Raw genomic sequence first — 19,570 nt, 5'->3', positions numbered from 1 at the left:
AGTCTGGTCGAAAGAAGAACTGGATCAGGGATATTTGAATAATTGAAAGAGGTAAAAATATGAAAATATCTAGTTATATGAATAATATGAAGTATAAAATTGCTGTGACGGTTATGGAACTGCGATTTTGGCTAAAAGATTGTGAATCACCGATATAATCGGGATTTGTGAGTAGAGGGCACTTATGAAAAATAAAAGTATCAATCAAGTTTCCATAATAAATGGTGAAGATGGTCCCACAAGTGTTTTTATATTTGGAGAAGCTCAAAAGCAATCTCTAAAGATTAGAATCCGAAATGCTATCTATCAATCCAGACGAAAAAGGATAGAAAAGAGAATAGCGGCCAACCCGCATACCCTTGCGGAAGTGGTGCAATACGCAAAGGATCATTATGATTTAGTGGAAATCAATCCTGCCGCAACAAATTTGATAGAACGACAGAAAAATCTAAAAGCTAGTTTGATTATACAGCATAAACCAGAACTTTTGGGCCAAAGGAAGGATATTCCAAAACCAGATTTTCATAATGAAGAATCTGTTAAAAATTTTTTGAATGAAATGGAAATTAGAAATAAATTGATTGACCAAATGCCTGATAATGTAATTCCCATGGATTTTCATTTATATGAAATAAAAATTGGTGAGGATTTAATGGAAATAGAGGTAGATTATACCTGGAATATATTTGGAATATCTTACTCTGGAAATAAGTCGGTCATAAAAAGGTTTAAGAAAATAGCTAGAGATTTATATTGTTATTATGGTGTCAGTGAGGAGGATATAAAGAACCGGACAAAAAGATATTCTTCACTGGTAACGGAATTGAGTTCATAAATAAGCAGTTAATTTAGCAACAACTTGTTGCAGATTCTAAAGTTATCTTGCATAATTAAAATATAAAAGATGTATATAAGGTCGGAACAGAGACCTTAAACCTGTTCCAGTGGTCGGGATGGAGACCGAAAACCTATTCCCATTGCGGAATAAACTGCAAATACAGTGATCGCGTTGCAGAAACCTGTGAGGCCTGCGACCGGGGGAGAACCTGCGGGGACTCCTCTTTTTTATATTATGGAGATGGTGTATATGCAGAAGATGCTTGATTTTATAACATAGAAGAGAGTACGTGTAATGCGGAGTAAATAATGGTCAACCCATTTCGTACAGTTGAATAATGAAAGGGGATGTGCTACTATTGTATAAAGATGTCAATCACGGCAGCTTATTTAACGGATAAACTAGGGGGAGCTTTATATGGCCACACAAAAGCAACAAGGTATTAAAAAGCAACTGACGAAAGGATTTGTGAAAGTAGCAATAATCGGTGCGATTGCGGCAGTTATTGGAATCGTAGTACTACTGATCGCAGCGATACAGTATGAAAAGGCATTGAGCCGATACGGATTTACACAGGGAGATATCGGTAAAGCGGTCGCGGCATTTTCGGAGAGCCGGAGCGCATTACGTGCAGTAGTAGGCTATGATGACAAAGCAGTGATAGACAAGCAGATCGAACTGCATGACCAGAAAAAGGAAGCGTTTGAGGCTTACATAGATGAATTGAACCGCTCAATCAAATTCACCGAAGGCAGGGATGCCTATAATAAAATATTGCAGGAACTGGACGGGTACTGGGAATTGGATGCACAGGTATTGGAACTGGCTACTTCCGATGACGAGGACGGATATCTGAAGGCGCAGGATCTGGATATCGGAGAGCTGACCGCACAGTACGAACGGATATACGCGGAGTTTGTAGACTTGATGAATCTGTGCGTCGAAAAAGGAGATCAGGCGGAGGTAGATTTGCGTCATATGGAGCGTTTTATGCTGATCGCGATTCTGGTTATCGTAGTGACCTCTTTCTGGAGTTCTGTGGTATTAGGCAAGAAAATGGCAGGAAATATCGAAGAACCGATGATAGCGCTGGCAGATCGACTTCAGACTTTTGCACAGGGAGATCTGAATAGTGCATTCCCGGACAGAAACACGGAAGATGAGATATCCTATATGATACAGGTCGCAAAAGGCATGGCTGCTGACCTGAATCTGATCATTACGGATGCAGGAGAATTGTTGGGACAGATGGCGGAGGGTAATTATGCCATCGGTACTAAGATCGAAGAGAAATATGTAGGACAGTTTGTGGCACTGAAAGATGCCATGCGTAAGATGAACCGACAGATGAACAGTACCTTACAGCAGGTAGAAGAGGCCGCTAAGCAGGTATCTGCCGGATCGGAGAATCTTGCACAATCTGCCCAGGCGTTGGCAGAAGGAGCAACAGAGCAGGCAGGATCTGTGGAAGAACTGACGGCAACCATTACGAATATCACAGATGCCGTGTCACGTACAGCCGGCGAACTGCAGAGGACGACGGAAAAGGCTGAGAATTATGCACAGCAGGCGGATGCAGGGCATACGCAGATGAGGTCATTGATGGAGGAAATGGAGCGAATCAATGAAACATCTAAAAAGATACAGAATATTATTGCTGACATTGAAGATATTGCGAGTCAGACGAACCTGTTGTCTCTGAATGCGGCAATTGAGGCGGCCAGAGCAGGAGAAGCCGGACGGGGATTTGCAGTGGTGGCAGAACAGATTCGTAAACTGGCCGAACAGAGTGCACAGTCGGCAGTAGATACCAGAAGCCTGATCGAGGGATCGCTGCAGGAGATCGAGAATGGCAACCAGGCAGTGGAGGTAGCAGCGGAATCTCTGGAGCAGATCGTTACGGGAGTCAAGGAGATTGCGACAGATGCAAAACGATTGAGTGAAGAGTCTGCTGCGCAGGCACAGGCGATGCAACAGGCAGAACTTGGTGTGAATCAGATATCGGAAGTAGTGCAGTCGAACTCTGCGGGAGCAGAGGAATCGTCTGCTACCAGTGAGGAATTATCCGCACAGGCATATACATTAAACGATCTGGTAGGAAAGTTTACACTACGTCGGGATTAATTGCTAATTAAAAAATGAAATAAATACCGGTCTTAATAATTCGTAAATAGTGGAGAATTAAGATCGGTATTTTTTATAACATAAAACTTTCATTATAACTGAAATTTTCATTTCCGTATTATCTATTAGAATTGTAATGGTAGATATAGGAGGTTATATAAAAAATGTAATGAAGAAGAATCTGATAAATAAGTTTGCACCATTTCATGCATATGAAGGAACAGAAGATATTGATTTTGCTAAAGAATTGCATATAGTATCTGATAATATATTCATAAAATATAAAGGTAATGCATTTACTAATTCTGGACTTGATATATTGCTGAAAAAACACAATATTGAATATGTTGAAGTTGTGGGTGTAGATGGTGGGGCTTGCGTTGCACTGACAGCATTAGGTGCTATAAAAAATGGATATAAAGTAATCGTGAATGAAGCTGCAATCGGAACAATGTATAAGAAAAACAAAAATAAGTACTTTAAAAAGTTACATGAAGCAGGTGCAGAATTTGTATAGAACAATTTTTGTTGACAGAATTGAAAAATCGGAATTTGGAAAGGGGTGCACTGCCATGCTGAGAAAGTTGAATTGTTTTTTAAACATCGTTATTGGTTCATCCATAGGAGTTTTCCTTGGGACCGGAATTTATAAGTTCTGGCACTTTAAAACTTATCCAAATTTATATGTCATACAGTCTGCACCGTGCTACACAGCGCTACTGTTGCATGGTGCTATGGTGGCTGTTGTGGTGGTCGTATGTATTATCCTAAAGCTGATTATTTGGAAAAAGTTAAAGCCCTAACTTCTTGTTTGAAAAATTGAGAAAACGTAATATTGAACAAAAAAGAAATGCACAGTTCTTAACTTATCGTGAACTGTGCATTTTGTAAATAAATACTTTTAATTAGCTAATTACGGCATCCTCTGCTGTAAAATGTTCCAGAGAATTTTCTTTTACCTGAATACAGATATAAGTAATTCTGGAAATATCGGATGCAAAAAACTGGCGCTTTGCAGCAGGTGCGATTTTTAGCCAGTCTCCGGTTGAAAGGATGATTTCTTCTCCATCAATTATGGCTTTGCCGTTACCTGAAAGATTTCCATAGATTTCTTCATTTTCTTTATGAGAATGAACAAATCAGAAGCCAGTAGAGTTGCCTGTTGGGTGTATGTGCAGAAATATGTGAAGCACAAAACCCTAAACGAAATGCTGCAAGAATTGCCAGACGTAGGTCAATTCATCCTAGCTATGGATACCTGGTTTGAAAAACTGATGGAGAAATAATCTAGGAAAATAGTTTAAAGTTTACATGTTATAATCATGTATGAAGTTGGAACAAAATAAAAGAATTGTGCTATACTATTGTTCAAGAAAAAAACTCATTGACATATTTCAATCTATTTAGGAGGATAAACGATCATGTGTACAGCAGCAACTTATAAAACAAAAGATTTTTACTTTGGACGAACCCTTGATTATGAATGCTCTTATGGTGATCAGATAGTAATTATGCGTTTAATTTTCTCCATGTTGGCGATATGAAAAATCATTATGCAATTATTGGAATGGCTCATGTCAGCGAGCAATTCTTCCTCACGCTTTGTACGTGTAGCTTTTACAAAGGTAAATGCAATTTCAGGTGAATCAGAGGAAGAAAGCGTTAGCCAATTCTTCCACATTCTCGGATCTGTGGATCAGCAAAGAGGATGTTGCGAAGTAGCGGATGGAAAATATGAAATCACATTGTATACGTCGTGTTGTAATGTTACAAAAGGTATTTATTATTATAATACTTATGAAAACCATCAGATCAGTGCAGTAGATATGCATGTAGAAAATCTGGATAGTGATAAAATGATTTGTTATCCAGTAATTCAAGGAGAAAGAATCAACTATCAAAATAAATAATGTTTTGAAATCAGGGATGAGGTAGAAAGGAAAGTTCCATGACAAAAGATGAAGTAAAAAAACTTAGGATGGCCAGTCCGGAATCACTACAGTTTTTAAATAATGCTACAAAATTTTATAATTTAATGATGATGTATCGTTGTGCTATTCGGGAGATACAAACTAAACTTGAGGTTTTGGATGATGAATTTTCAGTTGAGAACAATCGAAATCCTATTTCTTTTATAAAAACAAGAATTAAGAAGCCCAATAGTATTTACGATAAACTGCAGAAGATGGGATATGAATTTACAACAGAAAATATACAGACATATCTCAATGATGTAGCAGGCGTTCGAATAGTTTGTGCGTTTATTGACGATATTTATATGATATCAGATTTGATTACCCAACAGGATGATATTAAAGTTATTGAAATAAAAGATTATATAAAAAATCCAAAATCGAATGGTTATCGAAGCTATCATATGATTGTTGAAATACCAGTATTTTTTGCTAAGGGTAAAACACCTATGCGTGTAGAATTACAGATTCGAACCAATGGTATGGATTTCTGGGCAACATTGGAACATCAACTTCGCTATAAAAAAGGAATTGAAGAAATGCCTGGCTATGATGAGATAAGTGAAGAATTACTTCATTCTGCAAGAGCTATCATTGAAGCAGATAATGAAATGCAGAGAATAAAAGACAAAATTGGTATGTTCCACGAAATTTAGGGAGAAAACTGAGCAAGTAGGAAGGAGGAATATATATGAAACAAGATACTTTAGAGGGCAAAGCAAAAACAAAAAATGGGGTAAAACGGCTGTGTTTTTCCATAATCTGCATTCTTCTGGAAGTGATTTTTATTATTACTATCGTAACACGCTTGAATGAATATGCAGAAATCATAAATTTATTTACAAGGATTTTGAGTGGGATCTTGGTTTTGGGATTGTACGCATCAAATAAGACATCCTCTATGAAAATGCCTTGGGTCATCTTAATTCTAATTTTCCCAGTTATGGGTGTAGGCCTGTATTTGTTGATTGGTTTGAATGGTGGCACACATAAAATGCGTGAGCGATATGCAGAAATTGATAGCAAATTGTTACCAATGCTTCCGGACAGTCAGGAGTGTTTGAGCAGAATAAAAGAAACAATTCCGAAAGCAGGAAATATAGCAAGTTACATACAAAGAAATTCGCAGTATCCAATCTATCAGAATACGGATATTGTGTATTTTGATGAAGCAGTGAAAGGATTAGAGGCACAGCTTAAGGATTTGGAGAAAGCACAGAAGTTTATCTTTATGGAATATCATGCGATAGAAGACGCTGAAGCATGGCATAAGATTCAAGATGTTCTGGAAGAGCGAGTAAAAGCAGGTGTGGAAGTTAGAGTATTCTACGATGATATGGGTTCTATAGGCTTTATTAACACAGATTTTGTGAAAAAAATGGAGGCAATAGGAATTCATTGCCGTGTATTCAATCCGTTTATGCCAGGTTTAAATCTGTTTTTGAACAATCGTGATCATAGAAAAATAACAGTTATTGATGGAAAAGTCGGATTTACAGGTGGATATAATCTAGCAAACGAATATTTTAATTACACACACCCGTATGGACAGTGGAAAGATACAGGTATTCGTTTAGAAGGAGATGCTGTTCAGTCGCTTACGGTGACATTTTTGGAAATGTGGAATGCAGTAAGTGATAAGGATGCTAATGATTCTGATTTTAGTAAATACCTTTTCCAATATGATTATGCGGCACAGCAAACTGGGTTTGTTCAACCTTATGCAGACAGCCCTATGGATAATGAGCAAGTAGGAGAAGAAGTTTATATCAGTATGATAAATAAAGCTGAAAAATATTGTTGGTTTATGACTCCATATCTAATCATAACAGATGAAATGACGCATGCGTTATGTCTGGCTGCTAAGCGAGGGGTAGACGTAAGAATTATCACACCTGGTATCCCTGATAAAAAATTCATTTATAATATAACTCGTTCTTTTTATCATGGATTAGTTAAACATGGTGTTCGTGTTTATGAGTGGACTCCTGGTTTCTGTCATGCAAAAATGAGTGTGGCAGATGACTGTATGGCAACTTGTGGAACAATTAATCTGGATTATCGAAGTTTATATCACCATTTTGAAAACGGCTGTTTTATGGTAGATTGTCAGGCAGTTGTGGAAATAAAAAATGATCTGATAAGAACGATGGGAGAATGTCGTGATGTGACAGACCAATATCAAACCGGACGAAGTGCATATTTGCGACTGGGACAATTATTTATGAGATTATTTGCTGGATTGCTATAAGAATCTGATGAAACGACCTTTCAAAAAACAGTTGATTTAGAAGTTAACTGTTTTTGAAAGGTCGTTTTTGTTATATCTAACAGTCTGTTGTACAAAGAAGATTTTGCATGGATGAAAAAAACAAACCTTGTTGAGGTTAAATTGAGATTGACTTTGTATTGTATAAGTATGAAAAAAAGGAATCAGGTGATGTACAATGAAAAAGCATAAAATATGTAAAATCCTTCTTGTTATACTGGCAATTTTTTTAAGTGTGGCTTTTTATGAATTGCTCGGAATCTGTGTTGCATATAAAAAGCAGCCGGAAGTGTCCAATACAACCAAAAAAGAAACAAAAAATGGGTCATGGAACGAATGCAGTGAAAATACAGAACGGGCAGTAATCATAGAAAAGAATCCAGAAGCGCTTTTACAAAGAGTGCGTTTGATCAAGAATGCAAAAAAGGAAATTATTCTTTCTACTTTTGCATTTCAATCCGATGAAAGTGGAAAATTGATTTTAGGAGCACTGCATGATGCGGCAGACAGAGGTGTACATATTCGTCTGTTAGTAGATGGAATGGAGAGCTGGATTGATATGGAAGGAAATCCGTATTTCTATGGATTATCTTCCCATGAGAATGTTGAAATTAAACTGTATAATAAGGCCAATCCGTTGAAACCGTGGAAAATGATGGGTAGAATGCATGATAAATATTTGATTGCAGATGGAAAGAGATATATTCTTGGGGGAAGAAATACATACAATTATTTCCTGGGTGATTTTCCGGGACATAAGAACTATGACAGAGATGTGTTAGTGGTTTGCGATGAACCTGAGAAAGAAAATTCAGTTAACCAGTTGTCAGAGTATTTTGAAACCATATGGAATCAGGAAGACAGTGGTTATTTTCATAACAATAAAAAACTGGCAAATAGAAAATCTGTAAAGAACGCAGTTTTAGAGCTGCAGAACGGCTATCAGAAATATTTTGAAGAGAATAAGGAAAGAATCTGCGATACCGATTACACGGACGAAACTTTTGAGACAGAAAAGATTACATTAGTGTCAAATCCTATTCACACAGGTTCCAAAGAACCAGTAGTGTGGTATCAGTTGGGAGAATTGATGAAAAATGCAAAAAATCGTGTGAAGATCCACACTCCATATATTATCTGCAATGATATGATGTATAATACATGGGAGGAGATTGCAGAGAACGTTTCAGATTTTTCTATCATGACAAATTCAGTTGCGAATAATGGGAATCCATTTGGGGCTGCTGATTATGCGAGAAACAGAAACAGAATTTTAAATACAGGAATTGATATCTGGGAGTATGAAGGCGGCTATTCATACCACGGAAAAAGTATTCTGATTGACGATGATCTGTCTGTAATCGGTTCCTTTAATATGGACATGAGAAGTACATATCTGGATACGGAACTGATGCTTGTAATACGTAGCAAAGAGATTAATAAACAGTTGGAAGAGGGCATGATGGAATATGAAAAAGTGTCCCGTCAGATATTAGAAGGCGGAACTTATAATGATCCATATCATGTAGAGCCAATCGAATTAACAAAGAAACGTCAGAGAAAAATATTTTTAGTACAGCATCTGCTTGGATGGGCAAGGTATCTGTTTTAATAAGGAGGAAGGAAAACGTGTTTCAAATATTGATTGTAGAAGATGATAAAGAATTAAGCCAGCTATTCCAAAAAGTGCTTGAGAAGAATGGATATCAAGTCAAAAGTGCATCGGATGGAGCACAGGCATTAGAAATATTGGATAAGGAATATGTTGATCTGATCATTTCTGATATTATGATGCCGGTTATGGATGGTTATGAACTGGTGTCAGAACTTCGTTCAGCAGGATATCAGATACCGGTACTTATGATCACTGCGAAAGGTTCCTTTGATGATATGCGCCAGGGATTTCTTTCGGGAAGTGACGATTATATGGTAAAACCGGTAAATGTGAATGAAATGGTTTTAAGAGTCGGAGCACTGCTTCGCCGTGCACAGATACTGAATGAACACAAAATTGTGATCGGTTCAACAGAGTTTGATTATGATGCAATGACGGTTACAACTGATAAGGAAAGTCTTGTTTTGCCTAAAAAAGAATTCCTGCTTTTATATAAGCTTGCAGCTTCGCCAGGCAGAACATTTACAAAACAACAGTTGATGGATGAAGTATGGGGATACGAGACGGAGGCAGACCCACATACGATAGAGGTACATATAGGAAGAATCAGAGAGCGTTTTAAAGATAACCCTGATTTTGAAATCGTAACAATGCGTGGAATTGGATACAAGGTGGTGAAAAAATAATGGAACAAAAGAAAGAAAAAGGATTGCGGATCCGATCCTGTCTGACTGGTGCAATCTGGCTGGCACTTGTATTTTCAACAGTCATATCTGCTTTATTATTTGCTTTTTTGAATCATTTTTTTAATCTGCCGGGCAGCATACCTGTGCTTGGCTGGCTTTTGATTTTCAATACATTGATTGCAGGGCTGATCACTTCTTTTATCAATGCAAAGTTACTGGAACCAATTACCAGACTTAGTAAAGCAATGAAGGAAGTTTCTCGGGGAGATTTTGAACAGCATTTGGAAACGAACAGCCGTATAGCAGAAGTTGGAGAATCTTATCAAAGTTTTAACGTTATGACAAAAGAACTTCGTGCAACAGAGGTGCTGCAGATGGATTTTGTATCTAATGTTTCTCATGAGTTTAAGACCCCGATTAATGCCATTGAAGGATATACAATGCTGCTTCAGGGAGAAGAACTGTCTCCGGATCAAGAGGAATATGTAGAAAAAATCTTATTTAACACCCAAAGACTTTCCGGATTGGTTGGTAATATTTTGCTGTTATCCAAGTTAGAGAATCAGAATATACCAATGAAAAAAACAGAATATCGTCTGGATGAACAGATCCGCCAGGCATTTCTTTCATTGGAAACAAAATGGACAGAAAAAGAAATTGGTTTTCAGGTAGAATTGGAGGAAGTTAAATATACTGGGAATGAAGGACTTTTTATGCATATCTGGATGAATCTTTTAGATAATGCGATTAAGTTCAGTCCTGCAAAGGGGACAATTATGATGTTTCTGAAGCAGGAAAAGGATTCTGTAATGTTTATTCTGGAAGATGAAGGACCGGGAATAGAGGATGATGTGAAAACCAGAATATTTGATAAATTTTATCAGGCAGACGGTTCTCACAAAGCAGAAGGAAATGGTCTCGGCCTTGCACTTGTGAAACGGATCGTAGATAGTGCCGGAGGAACAATCAAAGCAGAAAACCGTGAATATGGTGGATGCAGATTTGTTATAGAGCTGCCAAAGCAGAAAGATGAGATTATATAGTTTTAAGATAAATTAGAAGATGGGAGGATTTATATGACATTTTATCAGGAGTTGCAGTTAAATCAGGCAGGTTCTAAAAACCTGTTGAAAAAGAGTGAAACACGAAAAGAAAAATTATATCATATGTGGGTATATCTGGTGAAGATAGCTGTTACAATGGCATTTTGTTTTTTATTTGTTACTATTTTCAGCATCCTATTTGGAAATGAGAATAGCATTGTAGGTGTAGTAGTCTTATTATGCCTTATGGTATTTCGGAATGCGGATCTGGGGATCCACACCGGACAATCTACGATGCTTTTGGCTTTGTTCTTTGTAATTATGACTGTATGTCCGCATTTAGCAAATCAGTTTTCACCGGTATTGGGAATGCTGTTAAATATTGCGGCACTGGCTGTGTTGATTCTGTTCGGATGCCATAATCCATTCATGTTTAATCAATCTACATTGGTTCTTGGGTATCTGCTACTATATGGTTATGATGTTACGGGAAAAAGCTATCAGATGCGATTAGTCGGAATGGCTTTAGGTGCAGCACTTACCTGCTTCGTATTTTATCGAAATCATAAAAACAGAACTTATAAAAGAAATCTGAAAGATCTGATACAAGAATTTGATATCACTTCTTCCAGAACAAAATGGCAGATATGTCAGATTTTATGCGTACCGATTGTCCTTTGTATTGCAGAACTTTGTAATATGCCACGTGCAATGTGGGCTGGTATTGCGGCTATGTCAGCAATTTTGCCGTTTGTGGAAGACATGCAATACAGAGTCCGTAAAAGGATTGTCGGAAATATTGTAGGTGTTATATGCTTCACCGTATTATATTTTCTGCTTCCTTCGTCAATTTATGCATATATAGGAATTCTTGGTGGAATTGGTGTAGGATTTTCAGCGCAATATGGCTGGCAGGCTGTATTTAATACCTTTGGCGCTCTCGCAATTGCTGCGGAAAGTTATGGATTAAAAGGAGCGGTTAGTCTTAGAGTGATTCAAAATGTTTTTGGTGTTGTGTTTGCTTTAGCATTTTGTGTTATATTTTATTGGTTTATGTCTAAAAAAAAGGAAAGTGCGCTATAATGATGGTCATATTGGTCGCTCTGTATATTATCCAGAATACCAGGACTCTTAAGGGAGAGACTGTATAAGCAATTTTATATTGCAATGACTAGAAAAATATTTAGGAGAAGATAGATATAAACAGTAAGTCAAACACACAAACTATGGAGTCTTTAGTCGGTTTAATAAAATTTTAGATAGAAAATAAATCATTCAATGTCATTTAGATAAGGTTTTTTATGACAAAAAGACAGATTGCTTATCTGCCTTATAATGCAGTATAATGGTAACGAGATTTATGCAACCCGATACATGAAATCCCTATTTCTCTTTGAACGGAGGTGGATAGGATATTTTCGATTGTACCTGACAGGCACAGCATTCAGCGAACAGCTGCCGACAGCACAGCTTCACTGGATCATTGCAGACAAAGACTCCTGTATTGTTGTTGAGTCTATGAAGGATGGGCTGCATGTATATGATAATCCGGTAGGAGTGCTTACCAATAATCCACCATTCCCGGGTCAGATGTTTGCACTGAATAATTATGCCGGTGTATCCAGAAAACAGCCGGAGAGTACTTTTGCAGAAGTATTACAGCTTGATGCATATAGCAGAGGAATGGGTGGAATGGGAATACCTGGAGATCTTTCCAGCCAGTCAAGATTTGTGAAAGTTGCCTTTACAAAATTAAATTCGATCTCCGCTGAAGAAGAGGATGAGAGTGTAAGCCAGTTCTTCCATATCTTAGGATCCGTAGATCAGCAACGTGGATGCTGTGAGGTGACAGAAGGCAAATATGAGATCACGATATACACGTCCTGTTGTAATACAGCAAAGGGTATTTATTATTATACGACTTATGATAATCATCAGATCACAGCGGTTGACATGCATGCCGAAAATCTGGATTCAGATCAGCTGATCTGTTATCCGCTTCTGTCCAAGGGCGAAGTCAGATGGCAGAATAAATAATACGAAAATGCACGGAGAAAGTATAACGCAGAACAACAGGAGGAAAGACCATGAAAGAAGTTAAAACACCGAAAAAACCACTGGCATATTATTATGGGATTGTGTTAATAGTGCTGATCGTATTTAATCTGGTTGTCACACCAATCCTTATGGAGCATCAGGTAAAGGAAACGGATTATGGAACTTTTATGAGCATGATCGAGAAGAAGAATATCGGTGAAGTAGAAGTTAAGGACAATCAGATCATCTTTACAGATAAAGATCAAAAAAATATTTATAAAACAGGTCTGATGAACGATCCGAACCTGACGGACAGGCTATATGAATGTGGAGCAGTATTCGCAAAAGATATCGATAAGCAGATGTCACCGATCATCAGCTTCCTGCTGACCGGGTTTTTGCCATTGATCCTTTTTATCGCACTGGGAAATTATATGGCGAAGAAACTGATGGAGCATGCCGGAGGAAAAAATTCGATGGCTTTTGGAATGGGAAAAAGCAATGCGAAGATTTATGTGCAATCCAGTGAGGGAATCCGTTTTTCAGATGTTGCAGGAGAAGATGAGGCGAAAGAAAACCTTTCAGAGATCGTTGATTATCTTCACAATCCGAAGAAGTATACCGATGTAGGTGCGTCTATGCCAAAAGGTGTCCTTCTTGTAGGACCTCCGGGAACCGGCAAAACAATGCTTGCAAAAGCAGTTGCAGGTGAATCAAATGTACCATTTTTCTCAATGTCCGGATCAGAATTTGTTGAGATGTTTGTCGGTATGGGAGCTTCCAAAGTTCGAGATCTTTTCGGACAGGCAAAGGAAAAGGCACCATGTATCGTGTTTATTGATGAAATTGATGCCATTGGTAAAAAGCGTGACGGACAAATGGGCGGAAATGATGAGAGGGAGCAGACCTTAAACCAGCTTCTTACAGAGATGGACGGATTTGAAGGAAATAATGGTGTCATCATTCTTGCTGCAACGAACCGTCCGGAGTCGTTAGATCCGGCACTTACACGTCCGGGACGTTTTGACAGGCGTGTGCCGGTTGAACTGCCGGATCTTGCAGGCCGTGAAGCAATTTTAAAGGTTCATGCAAAGAAGATAAAAGCATCTGATGATGTTGACCTGCATACGATTGCACGAATGGCATCCGGTGCATCCGGTGCGGAGCTTGCCAATATTATAAATGAAGCAGCATTACGTGCTGTCCGTAGTGGAAGGACCGTTGTAAATGAATCTGATCTCGAAGAAAGTATAGAAGTGGTTATTGCAGGATATCAGAAGAAGAATGCGGTTCTTTCAGATCAGGAGAAGAAGGTTGTTGCATATCATGAGATAGGACACGCTCTGGTAGCTGCATTGCAGAGTCATTCAGCACCGGTTCAGAAGATTACGATCATCCCGCGTACCTCAGGTGCACTCGGCTACACTATGCAGGTTGAGCAGGGTGATAAATATCTGATGACGAAAAAAGAACTTGAGAATAAGATTGCTACATTTACAGGCGGACGTGCGGCAGAGGAGATCGTATTTGGTGAGATCACGACCGGAGCCTCCAATGATATCGAACAGGCAACAAAAATTGCAAGAGCGATGATCACCCGCTACGGCATGACAGATGAATTCGACATGGTGGCAATGGAAAACGTGACCAACCAGTATCTTGGCGGCGATACGTCTCTTTCCTGTTCTGCAGATACACAGAAGGAAATTGATGAAAAAGTCGTGCAGCTCGTAAAAGCAGAGCATGAAAAAGCAAGAAAAATCCTTGCTGAAAACAGGGAAAAACTGGACGAACTGGCTATGTACCTGTATGAGAAGGAAACAATTACAGGTGACGAATTTATGGATATTTTAGACAGAAAATAATGTAGTTAATTAGATAACCAATTCCACCCAAATATGATAAACAATTTTGGAATGAATTGTATTCATTTTTACAGAAACATTCTAACGAAGAGTATATTCTCATAGGAGATTTTAATACTATCAATAATAGAAACATGGAAGAGTTTAGAAAGATATTATATAATGCATATGATATTTGGTATCAAAAAGGAAACAGAGAACCTTTATCATGTATGCAGAGCCTTTTATCTCATCTGCTTTAGCTTTAGCTGCTTTCACAATAGCAAGTTCAGGATCATCCTTTTTAGGACGACCCTTGCCACATGGATTATCTTTTTTGATCTGCTTATATTCGCTGTAGGCATCATGCCAGATATCTTTTCTGACTTCATCGAGAGCTGTCATAGCCCACTCGACTACGTGAAAGGAATCAACACAACGGGCGCAGTCAGGAGTGTATTCATTTACACACTCTGTGATCCATTTGGCACCATCACCTGTAACAACCTTGATGCTGGATAGCTGCTCTGGAGTAAGCTGTTTATAAAACTTTTCAAGAACGGATTTGCCATGGCCTTCCGATGCCCATACCACTGTGTTGGTATCGTGATTAACGATTACTGTAATGTACTTGTGCCCCTTTTTGTAACTGGTTTCGTCAATGCCGATATTAACCAGACCATCAAGTCTTCTTGAGCGCTCCGGTTCTAAATCATGAAGAGCACGATTGACACAGCGGCCTACAGTTTCCCAGCCCCCTCCAAGTGGTTGGTCTGCTGGAATGTTTGTCATAAGCAGGACATGATTTGTGACAGAAAGGGCAGTCATTCTCATGCCATTTATTAGGTCTGGCTTTGATACGGATGTGTTTCACGCCATCCTCATCAGAGTAAAGATTAAAATTTTCTATCAAGAGAATAAAGTATTGACAAAATTTTGTGGGGTGGGGTAGAATAACGGTAAAAAATTCCAAAACATAACGCATTGGTGCCTTTCGCAGAAAGAAGAAAAATAAACATGAAAAAGAGAAAGAACTTGGGAAAAAAGTTAGTAACAATGTTAGTGTCTGTAGGCTTTTTTGCAGTTTTGATTACAGTCTTGAATTTAATGGCATTACAAGCTATTCGAGGAAAGAATAATGTGCTTATAGAACAGTTTGAACAATATGAAGAAGCAGTGGAAAATAATGATACCGCGGTTTTTGAAACAGCAAAAGGAGAAGTGGCAGAAGCCATCAGACATATCAACTACAGAATAAATGGAAGCATCATTTTTGATCTTGCACTTGTGGTAGCTGATATTATTGTAATTGTACTTCTTTCGATTGTTATTAATAAGTCCATTGTTCGTCCAGCAAAAAGAGCAAAGAATGATTTGGATGATATCATTTTAGGTATAGAATCAGGACAGGGTAATCTTACGTTAAGAGTATTTGATGAAACCAGTGATGAAATTGGTCAGCTTGCAAATGGTGTCAACCATTTTATTGAAACATTACAAAATCTTATGGTAAAGATTCAGAGTGTATCAAAAGATATGAAAGAATCTTCCTATCTTGTACAAAATGAGGCGGAATCTTCAAATATGAGTGCATCCAATGTGAGTGCAACATCGGAAGAACTTGCAGCATCCATGGAAGAGGTATCTGCTTCTCTATATGATTTAGCCCAAGGATGTAATAATCTGCTAAAGAAAATGGAAGGCATGAATGAGGATGCTAAGAACTCTGCAATGAAGATGCATGAAGTGAAGCTTACTGCAGAAAATAGCTATAAAGAAGCGATTGCATCAAAAGAAAAAACAGTAGAAACATTTGATGGCATTCAAAAGGATGTCGCGGAGGCAGTAGAAGCATCTAAGTCTGTAAATGAAATTGCAAAACTTACAGAAAATATCTTAAATATCGCAGCACAGACAAATCTTCTAGCACTTAATGCATCGATTGAAGCAGCAAGAGCAGGGGAAGCAGGCAGGGGCTTTGCCGTCGTTGCAGATGAAATCAGACAGCTTGCAGATAGTTCACGTGAGACAGCAAACAATATTCAGGAAATCAGTGGAAAAGTTATTGAGGCAGTAAACAATCTGTCTGGAAATGCAACGGAAATGATTCGTTTTGTAGATGAAAAGGTAGCACTTGATTATGACAACTTTGTAAAAATTATTGGAAATTATGATGCTGATTCTGATCAGGCAAGTAATACATTTAACGAGTTTGCAGTTAAGTCAAAAGATAGCTTAGGTACAATGAATGATATGAATGAAGGTATCAATAACATTTCTATAGCGATTGAAGAATCTGCAAAAGGTGTTACAAACGTAGCACAAGAGATATCACAACTTGTAACAGCAATTTCAGCAATTACAGTGCAGGCGGACGAAAATAAGAACCTTTCGGAAGATTTATCGGATGAAGTAGCAAAATTTGAAAAAGTTTAACTAACAGATTTTTATTATGAGAAGAACTGTATTAGGTAAATAACCCGCACTAACTAAAAATGAATGCTAGAATAAGCACAAAGGCATAGCCCCATTACGGGTTCTATGCCTTTGTGTTTTCCGGAAGATTGTCATTAACTGCATCAAATTCAAGATTCTGTTCCCGGCACCATTCGACAGCATTCGACAGAGCTTCACCGGCGCGGCAGGTCCAGAGAATGAGTTTGTTGCCATTGCGTTTCCATTCCTGGAGATATTCGATCAGTGCCTGGTTTGGCTGACCAAGCTCCGGCCATTTGCTGTAGCAGAGAGTGCCATCAAAATCAACAGCGATTGTCTGGAAATCTAACATTTTTTTATTATTCATTCAGATCATCTCCTTTAGAGGGAGTCTGCTGAACACCAAGATGATAGCAGAATAGGCTTGTTACCGGTTTGTGAAAAAAATCTGCAATTCTCATGGCGTATAGCAGAGAAGGAATATGCTGTTTTGACTCGATATTGGCAATAGTTTTCAGGCTGATGCCGGTTGCTGATGCAAGTTCTTTCTGGGTAATGCCAAGATCTGCCCTCGCTTCAACAAGTCTGCAGGTAATTGTGTCTGTCATGGTGTTTATGTCTATATCCATATCAGTATTCATATATATGCACCTCCAAATTCAGAATTGTTCAGGTCTGTTCCGCTATAATAATCCTACAGTTTTAAGTGTTCCAAAAAAAGGACTTATGAAAGAACACGGCCGAATATTTTGAAGGAACTGTTCTCTGTAACCGGAATCGGATCATATTTTTTATTCAGTGATATGAGGTAGGTTCCGAGTCTGTTATTCTGAAATTTCTTCACATATGCGTTTCCATCAAGATAGAAGATACCTATTTCGCCATCATCAAGGCATGCTGTCTGTTCAATCCAGATGAGATCCTTATTATGGTATTTAGGTTCCATACTGTCACCATCTACATATACGCCAAATGTGGCAGCCTCCGGAATGCCAGGAGAGGAGAATATCTCATATTCGTCACTATCAAGAAAAGAGCCGGTACCAGCGGAAACGGTATTGTAAAATACTTTTCTTTCCCTGATCACATGGATAGGAATGATCTCTGCCGGTTTATAGTTGCCGGTGCTTTCCAGATCGCTGATATATTCAAGCACTTTGTTCATTCCATTTTCATTCAGGTTCCGGAATGGATTAAGAGGACTCTGGCCAACAAACTCTGTATAGATATCGTATATTTCAAGAATTTCACATAAGGCGAGAAACTGTCTGGCATGCATGGAATACCGGCAATCGGCATCAGGGTAGCTGATCCAAACAATCTGGATGACGGTGTGGAAATGGATGTGCTGATCGGAAAGAGAATTGATCTGGATATGCTTCATTATGTGCCGGATCTTGCAGACAACTGGCAGGCGCAGCAGATGATAAGATAGGTGACAAAGTCGGGCAGATTGTGATCATGCCGGTTCTGATACCAGATTTTACCTTTGAATCATGGGAAGAACGTGGAACCGGGGCATTTGGATCGACAGGAGGATAAGGATGATTAAATTGTTGATGTGCATAGAGATAGGTATATGCTATACTGTGTAAAAAGATATGTACAAATTTGAAGTTATGGAGGAATGATAGTGAGTTATATTACAATGGAAATATGGACTGGAATATGGATATTAGTGAGATTATTTCCAATGGCACTTATTATTTTTGCAGGTGTTATGATTATCGAAGTGGGTATTGAATTTATCCAGAAGAAGAAAATTGAAGTTAAGATTTTAAATTGGTTATGTCAATTCTTATGGATTCTAATAGTTGTATCAATATTAAAAATTACAGGAATTATTGGTGGTAGTTTTGGAATATCCTCACCACTTGATAGTTATATTAGTTTTAAATTATTTGAGGATGGATTTAATGCGGCAACTATTTTGAATATATGTCTATTCATTCCATATGGATTTTTGCCAGTATTTATTTTTAAGAATATCCACAAGCATTGGTGGAATGGCGTTATACTTGGAGCAGTATTTTCGATTGGTATAGAATTTTTGCAAACATTTATTGGAAGGTTTGCACAGTTAGATGATGTGATTATGAATACTTGTGGGACTCTCGTTGGATTTTTGATAGGATGCTTGTTACTTCGTATAACCACAAGGAAAAAATAAATTTCAGTCTGTAGGGATGAAAATTTGAATTCGTAGGAGGTATCGAAAAATGAATAGGAAAACTTTATTCTGTTTTCTGACAGCTTTGATAATGATTTTTGTTCTTGCCGGCTGTAGTGGAAAGAATAGTGGTGGGAATATTGACAATGTTCAAATTCCTGATTGGAAACCATCGGAAATATATTCAGACAGTGATATTGAGGCGGCTTTCCAAACAGTAAAAGACTATTTCGGCAACGAATTTGACGGCTGCACACTGACAAAACTGTCCTATCCCGGAGATACATACGCCGATGAATTTGATGAATGGGCTGAACAATATGACGCGGATGAAGCAATCGTAATATTATCATCTTTCGATGTAGACTCATCAGGCGGGGATGGTTCGCTTAATCCGGATTCAACATATGATGATTGGAAATGGATTCTAATTAGGAATGACAGTGGGAATTGGGAACATGTTGACCACGGGTATTAAAGCGACAAATTCCAGTTGTGCGCCCAGCTAAGGGTGTGTAGTCAAGCCGGTGGAATT

At 38.2% G+C, this 19,570-nt stretch carries 19 protein-coding genes and 4 pseudogenes; 18 read left to right on the top strand and 5 right to left on the bottom strand.

The annotated features are described in order from the left end of the window. Window positions 1–59: 59 nt before the first annotated feature. The 4 genes from DWY37_RS16510 to DWY37_RS15220 all read left to right on the top strand — a co-directional run bounded on the left by DWY37_RS16510 (window position 60) and on the right by DWY37_RS15220 (window position 3,479). Window positions 60–158 carry an HTH domain-containing protein gene (locus DWY37_RS16510; protein ID WP_442970142.1) on the top strand — a complete coding sequence of 33 codons (99 nt, stop codon included), beginning with the start codon at window positions 60–62 and terminating at the stop codon, window positions 156–158. Between the two features lie 26 nt (window positions 159–184). Then, window positions 185–835, top strand: coding sequence for a hypothetical protein (locus DWY37_RS15230; RefSeq protein ID WP_118544598.1), 651 nt, complete (start codon window positions 185–187; stop codon window positions 833–835). Window positions 836–1,255: 420 nt separating this feature from the next. Further along, the gene (locus DWY37_RS15225; RefSeq protein WP_117699365.1) at window positions 1,256–2,962 is read left to right on the top strand and encodes a methyl-accepting chemotaxis protein; all 1,707 of its coding nucleotides are present in this window, start codon (window positions 1,256–1,258) and stop codon (window positions 2,960–2,962) included. 136 nt (window positions 2,963–3,098) lie between these two features. After that, entirely contained in the window at window positions 3,099–3,479 is a 381-nt protein-coding gene (locus DWY37_RS15220) for a cysteine hydrolase family protein (protein ID WP_118173528.1), read from the top strand. A gap of 388 nt (window positions 3,480–3,867) precedes the next feature. On the opposite strand, the pseudogene DWY37_RS16450 reads toward DWY37_RS15220, so the two are convergent. Beyond that, a pseudogene (locus DWY37_RS16450) lies at window positions 3,868–4,101 on the bottom strand (cupin domain-containing protein); the annotation flags it as partial. A gap of 447 nt (window positions 4,102–4,548) precedes the next feature. On the opposite strand from DWY37_RS16450, the pseudogene DWY37_RS15205 reads away from it, so the two are divergent. The 10 genes and pseudogenes from DWY37_RS15205 to ftsH all read left to right on the top strand — a co-directional run. Then, window positions 4,549–4,872, top strand: a pseudogene (locus DWY37_RS15205) (linear amide C-N hydrolase); the annotation flags it as partial. A gap of 38 nt (window positions 4,873–4,910) precedes the next feature. Next, on the top strand, window positions 4,911–5,591 hold the full coding sequence (locus DWY37_RS15200) for a GTP pyrophosphokinase (protein ID WP_117699024.1): 681 nt from the start codon (window positions 4,911–4,913) through the stop codon (window positions 5,589–5,591). 35 nt (window positions 5,592–5,626) lie between these two features. Continuing rightward, window positions 5,627–7,186: a cardiolipin synthase gene (cls, locus tag DWY37_RS15195; protein WP_118173527.1), complete on the top strand. Its 1,560-nt coding sequence runs from the start codon at window positions 5,627–5,629 to the stop codon at window positions 7,184–7,186. Between the two features lie 196 nt (window positions 7,187–7,382). Continuing rightward, complete coding sequence (locus tag DWY37_RS15190; protein WP_118542256.1) at window positions 7,383–8,816, top strand: phospholipase D family protein; 1,434 nt, start codon at window positions 7,383–7,385, stop codon at window positions 8,814–8,816. Next, the gene (locus DWY37_RS15185; protein WP_118173525.1) at window positions 8,795–9,505 is read left to right on the top strand and encodes a response regulator transcription factor; all 711 of its coding nucleotides are present in this window, start codon (window positions 8,795–8,797) and stop codon (window positions 9,503–9,505) included. The genes DWY37_RS15190 and DWY37_RS15185 overlap by 22 nt, the downstream gene beginning before the upstream one ends. Then, a complete protein-coding gene (locus tag DWY37_RS15180; protein WP_118542254.1) occupies window positions 9,505–10,548 on the top strand; it encodes a HAMP domain-containing sensor histidine kinase in 1,044 nt (347 codons plus the stop codon). Before DWY37_RS15185 ends, DWY37_RS15180 begins: the two co-directional genes overlap by 1 nt. Window positions 10,549–10,581: 33 nt before the next feature. Further along, on the top strand, window positions 10,582–11,631 hold the full coding sequence (locus DWY37_RS15175; RefSeq protein WP_118057504.1) for an FUSC family protein: 1,050 nt from the start codon (window positions 10,582–10,584) through the stop codon (window positions 11,629–11,631). Further along, window positions 11,616–11,699, top strand: a pseudogene (locus tag DWY37_RS15170) (CDP-alcohol phosphatidyltransferase family protein); the annotation flags it as partial. The gene DWY37_RS15175 and the pseudogene DWY37_RS15170, both read left to right, overlap by 16 nt. A 277-nt stretch (window positions 11,700–11,976) precedes the next feature. Next, a pseudogene (locus DWY37_RS15165) lies at window positions 11,977–12,585 on the top strand (linear amide C-N hydrolase); the annotation flags it as partial. A 50-nt stretch (window positions 12,586–12,635) separates the two neighbouring features. Then, window positions 12,636–14,450 (top strand): ATP-dependent zinc metalloprotease FtsH, encoded by a 1,815-nt coding sequence (gene ftsH, locus DWY37_RS15160; protein WP_118542252.1) that lies wholly within the window; start codon window positions 12,636–12,638, stop codon window positions 14,448–14,450. Window positions 14,451–14,594: 144 nt separating this feature from the next. Here the strand turns inward: ftsH and DWY37_RS15155 are convergent, their stop codons facing one another. Then, on the bottom strand, window positions 14,595–15,221 hold the full coding sequence (locus tag DWY37_RS15155) for a transposase (protein WP_158566002.1): 627 nt from the start codon (window positions 15,219–15,221) through the stop codon (window positions 14,595–14,597). Window positions 15,222–15,446: 225 nt separating this feature from the next. Between DWY37_RS15155 and DWY37_RS15150 the strand changes: the two genes are divergently transcribed. Next, the gene (locus DWY37_RS15150; protein WP_117842342.1) at window positions 15,447–16,865 is read left to right on the top strand and encodes a methyl-accepting chemotaxis protein; all 1,419 of its coding nucleotides are present in this window, start codon (window positions 15,447–15,449) and stop codon (window positions 16,863–16,865) included. 103 nt (window positions 16,866–16,968) lie between these two features. Here DWY37_RS15150 and DWY37_RS15145 read toward each other — a convergent pair whose 3' ends face one another. From DWY37_RS15145 to DWY37_RS15135, 3 genes are all read right to left on the bottom strand, one after another. Then, a complete protein-coding gene (locus tag DWY37_RS15145) occupies window positions 16,969–17,232 on the bottom strand; it encodes a hypothetical protein (RefSeq protein ID WP_117842343.1) in 264 nt (87 codons plus the stop codon). Beyond that, entirely contained in the window at window positions 17,225–17,506 is a 282-nt protein-coding gene (locus tag DWY37_RS15140) for a helix-turn-helix transcriptional regulator (RefSeq protein WP_117699037.1), read from the bottom strand. Before DWY37_RS15140 ends, DWY37_RS15145 begins: the two co-directional genes overlap by 8 nt. A gap of 83 nt (window positions 17,507–17,589) precedes the next feature. Then, the gene (locus DWY37_RS15135) at window positions 17,590–18,030 is read right to left on the bottom strand and encodes a S24 family peptidase (protein WP_242997871.1); all 441 of its coding nucleotides are present in this window, start codon (window positions 18,028–18,030) and stop codon (window positions 17,590–17,592) included. Between the two features lie 108 nt (window positions 18,031–18,138). Here DWY37_RS15135 and DWY37_RS15895 point away from each other — a divergent pair, with 108 nt between their 5' ends. The 3 genes from DWY37_RS15895 (at window position 18,139) to DWY37_RS15120 (ending at window position 19,513) form a co-directional block, all read left to right on the top strand. Next, window positions 18,139–18,300, top strand: a complete 162-nt coding sequence (locus DWY37_RS15895; RefSeq protein ID WP_158564740.1) for a hypothetical protein — start codon at window positions 18,139–18,141, stop codon at window positions 18,298–18,300. Between the two features lie 198 nt (window positions 18,301–18,498). Continuing rightward, window positions 18,499–19,035 carry a VanZ family protein gene (locus DWY37_RS15125; RefSeq protein WP_049946793.1) on the top strand — a complete coding sequence of 179 codons (537 nt, stop codon included), beginning with the start codon at window positions 18,499–18,501 and terminating at the stop codon, window positions 19,033–19,035. Window positions 19,036–19,084: 49 nt separating this feature from the next. After that, window positions 19,085–19,513, top strand: a complete 429-nt coding sequence (locus DWY37_RS15120) for a hypothetical protein (protein ID WP_055291182.1) — start codon at window positions 19,085–19,087, stop codon at window positions 19,511–19,513. Window positions 19,514–19,570 lie beyond the last annotated feature (57 nt).

The sequence above is a fragment of the Roseburia sp. AF25-13LB genome, assembly GCF_003478915.1.
GTDB classification, from domain to species: Bacteria; Bacillota; Clostridia; order Lachnospirales; family Lachnospiraceae; genus Roseburia_C; species Roseburia_C amylophila.
Note: the sequence above shows the minus strand (reverse complement) of the source record. Positions and strands in the feature narration are given on the sequence as shown.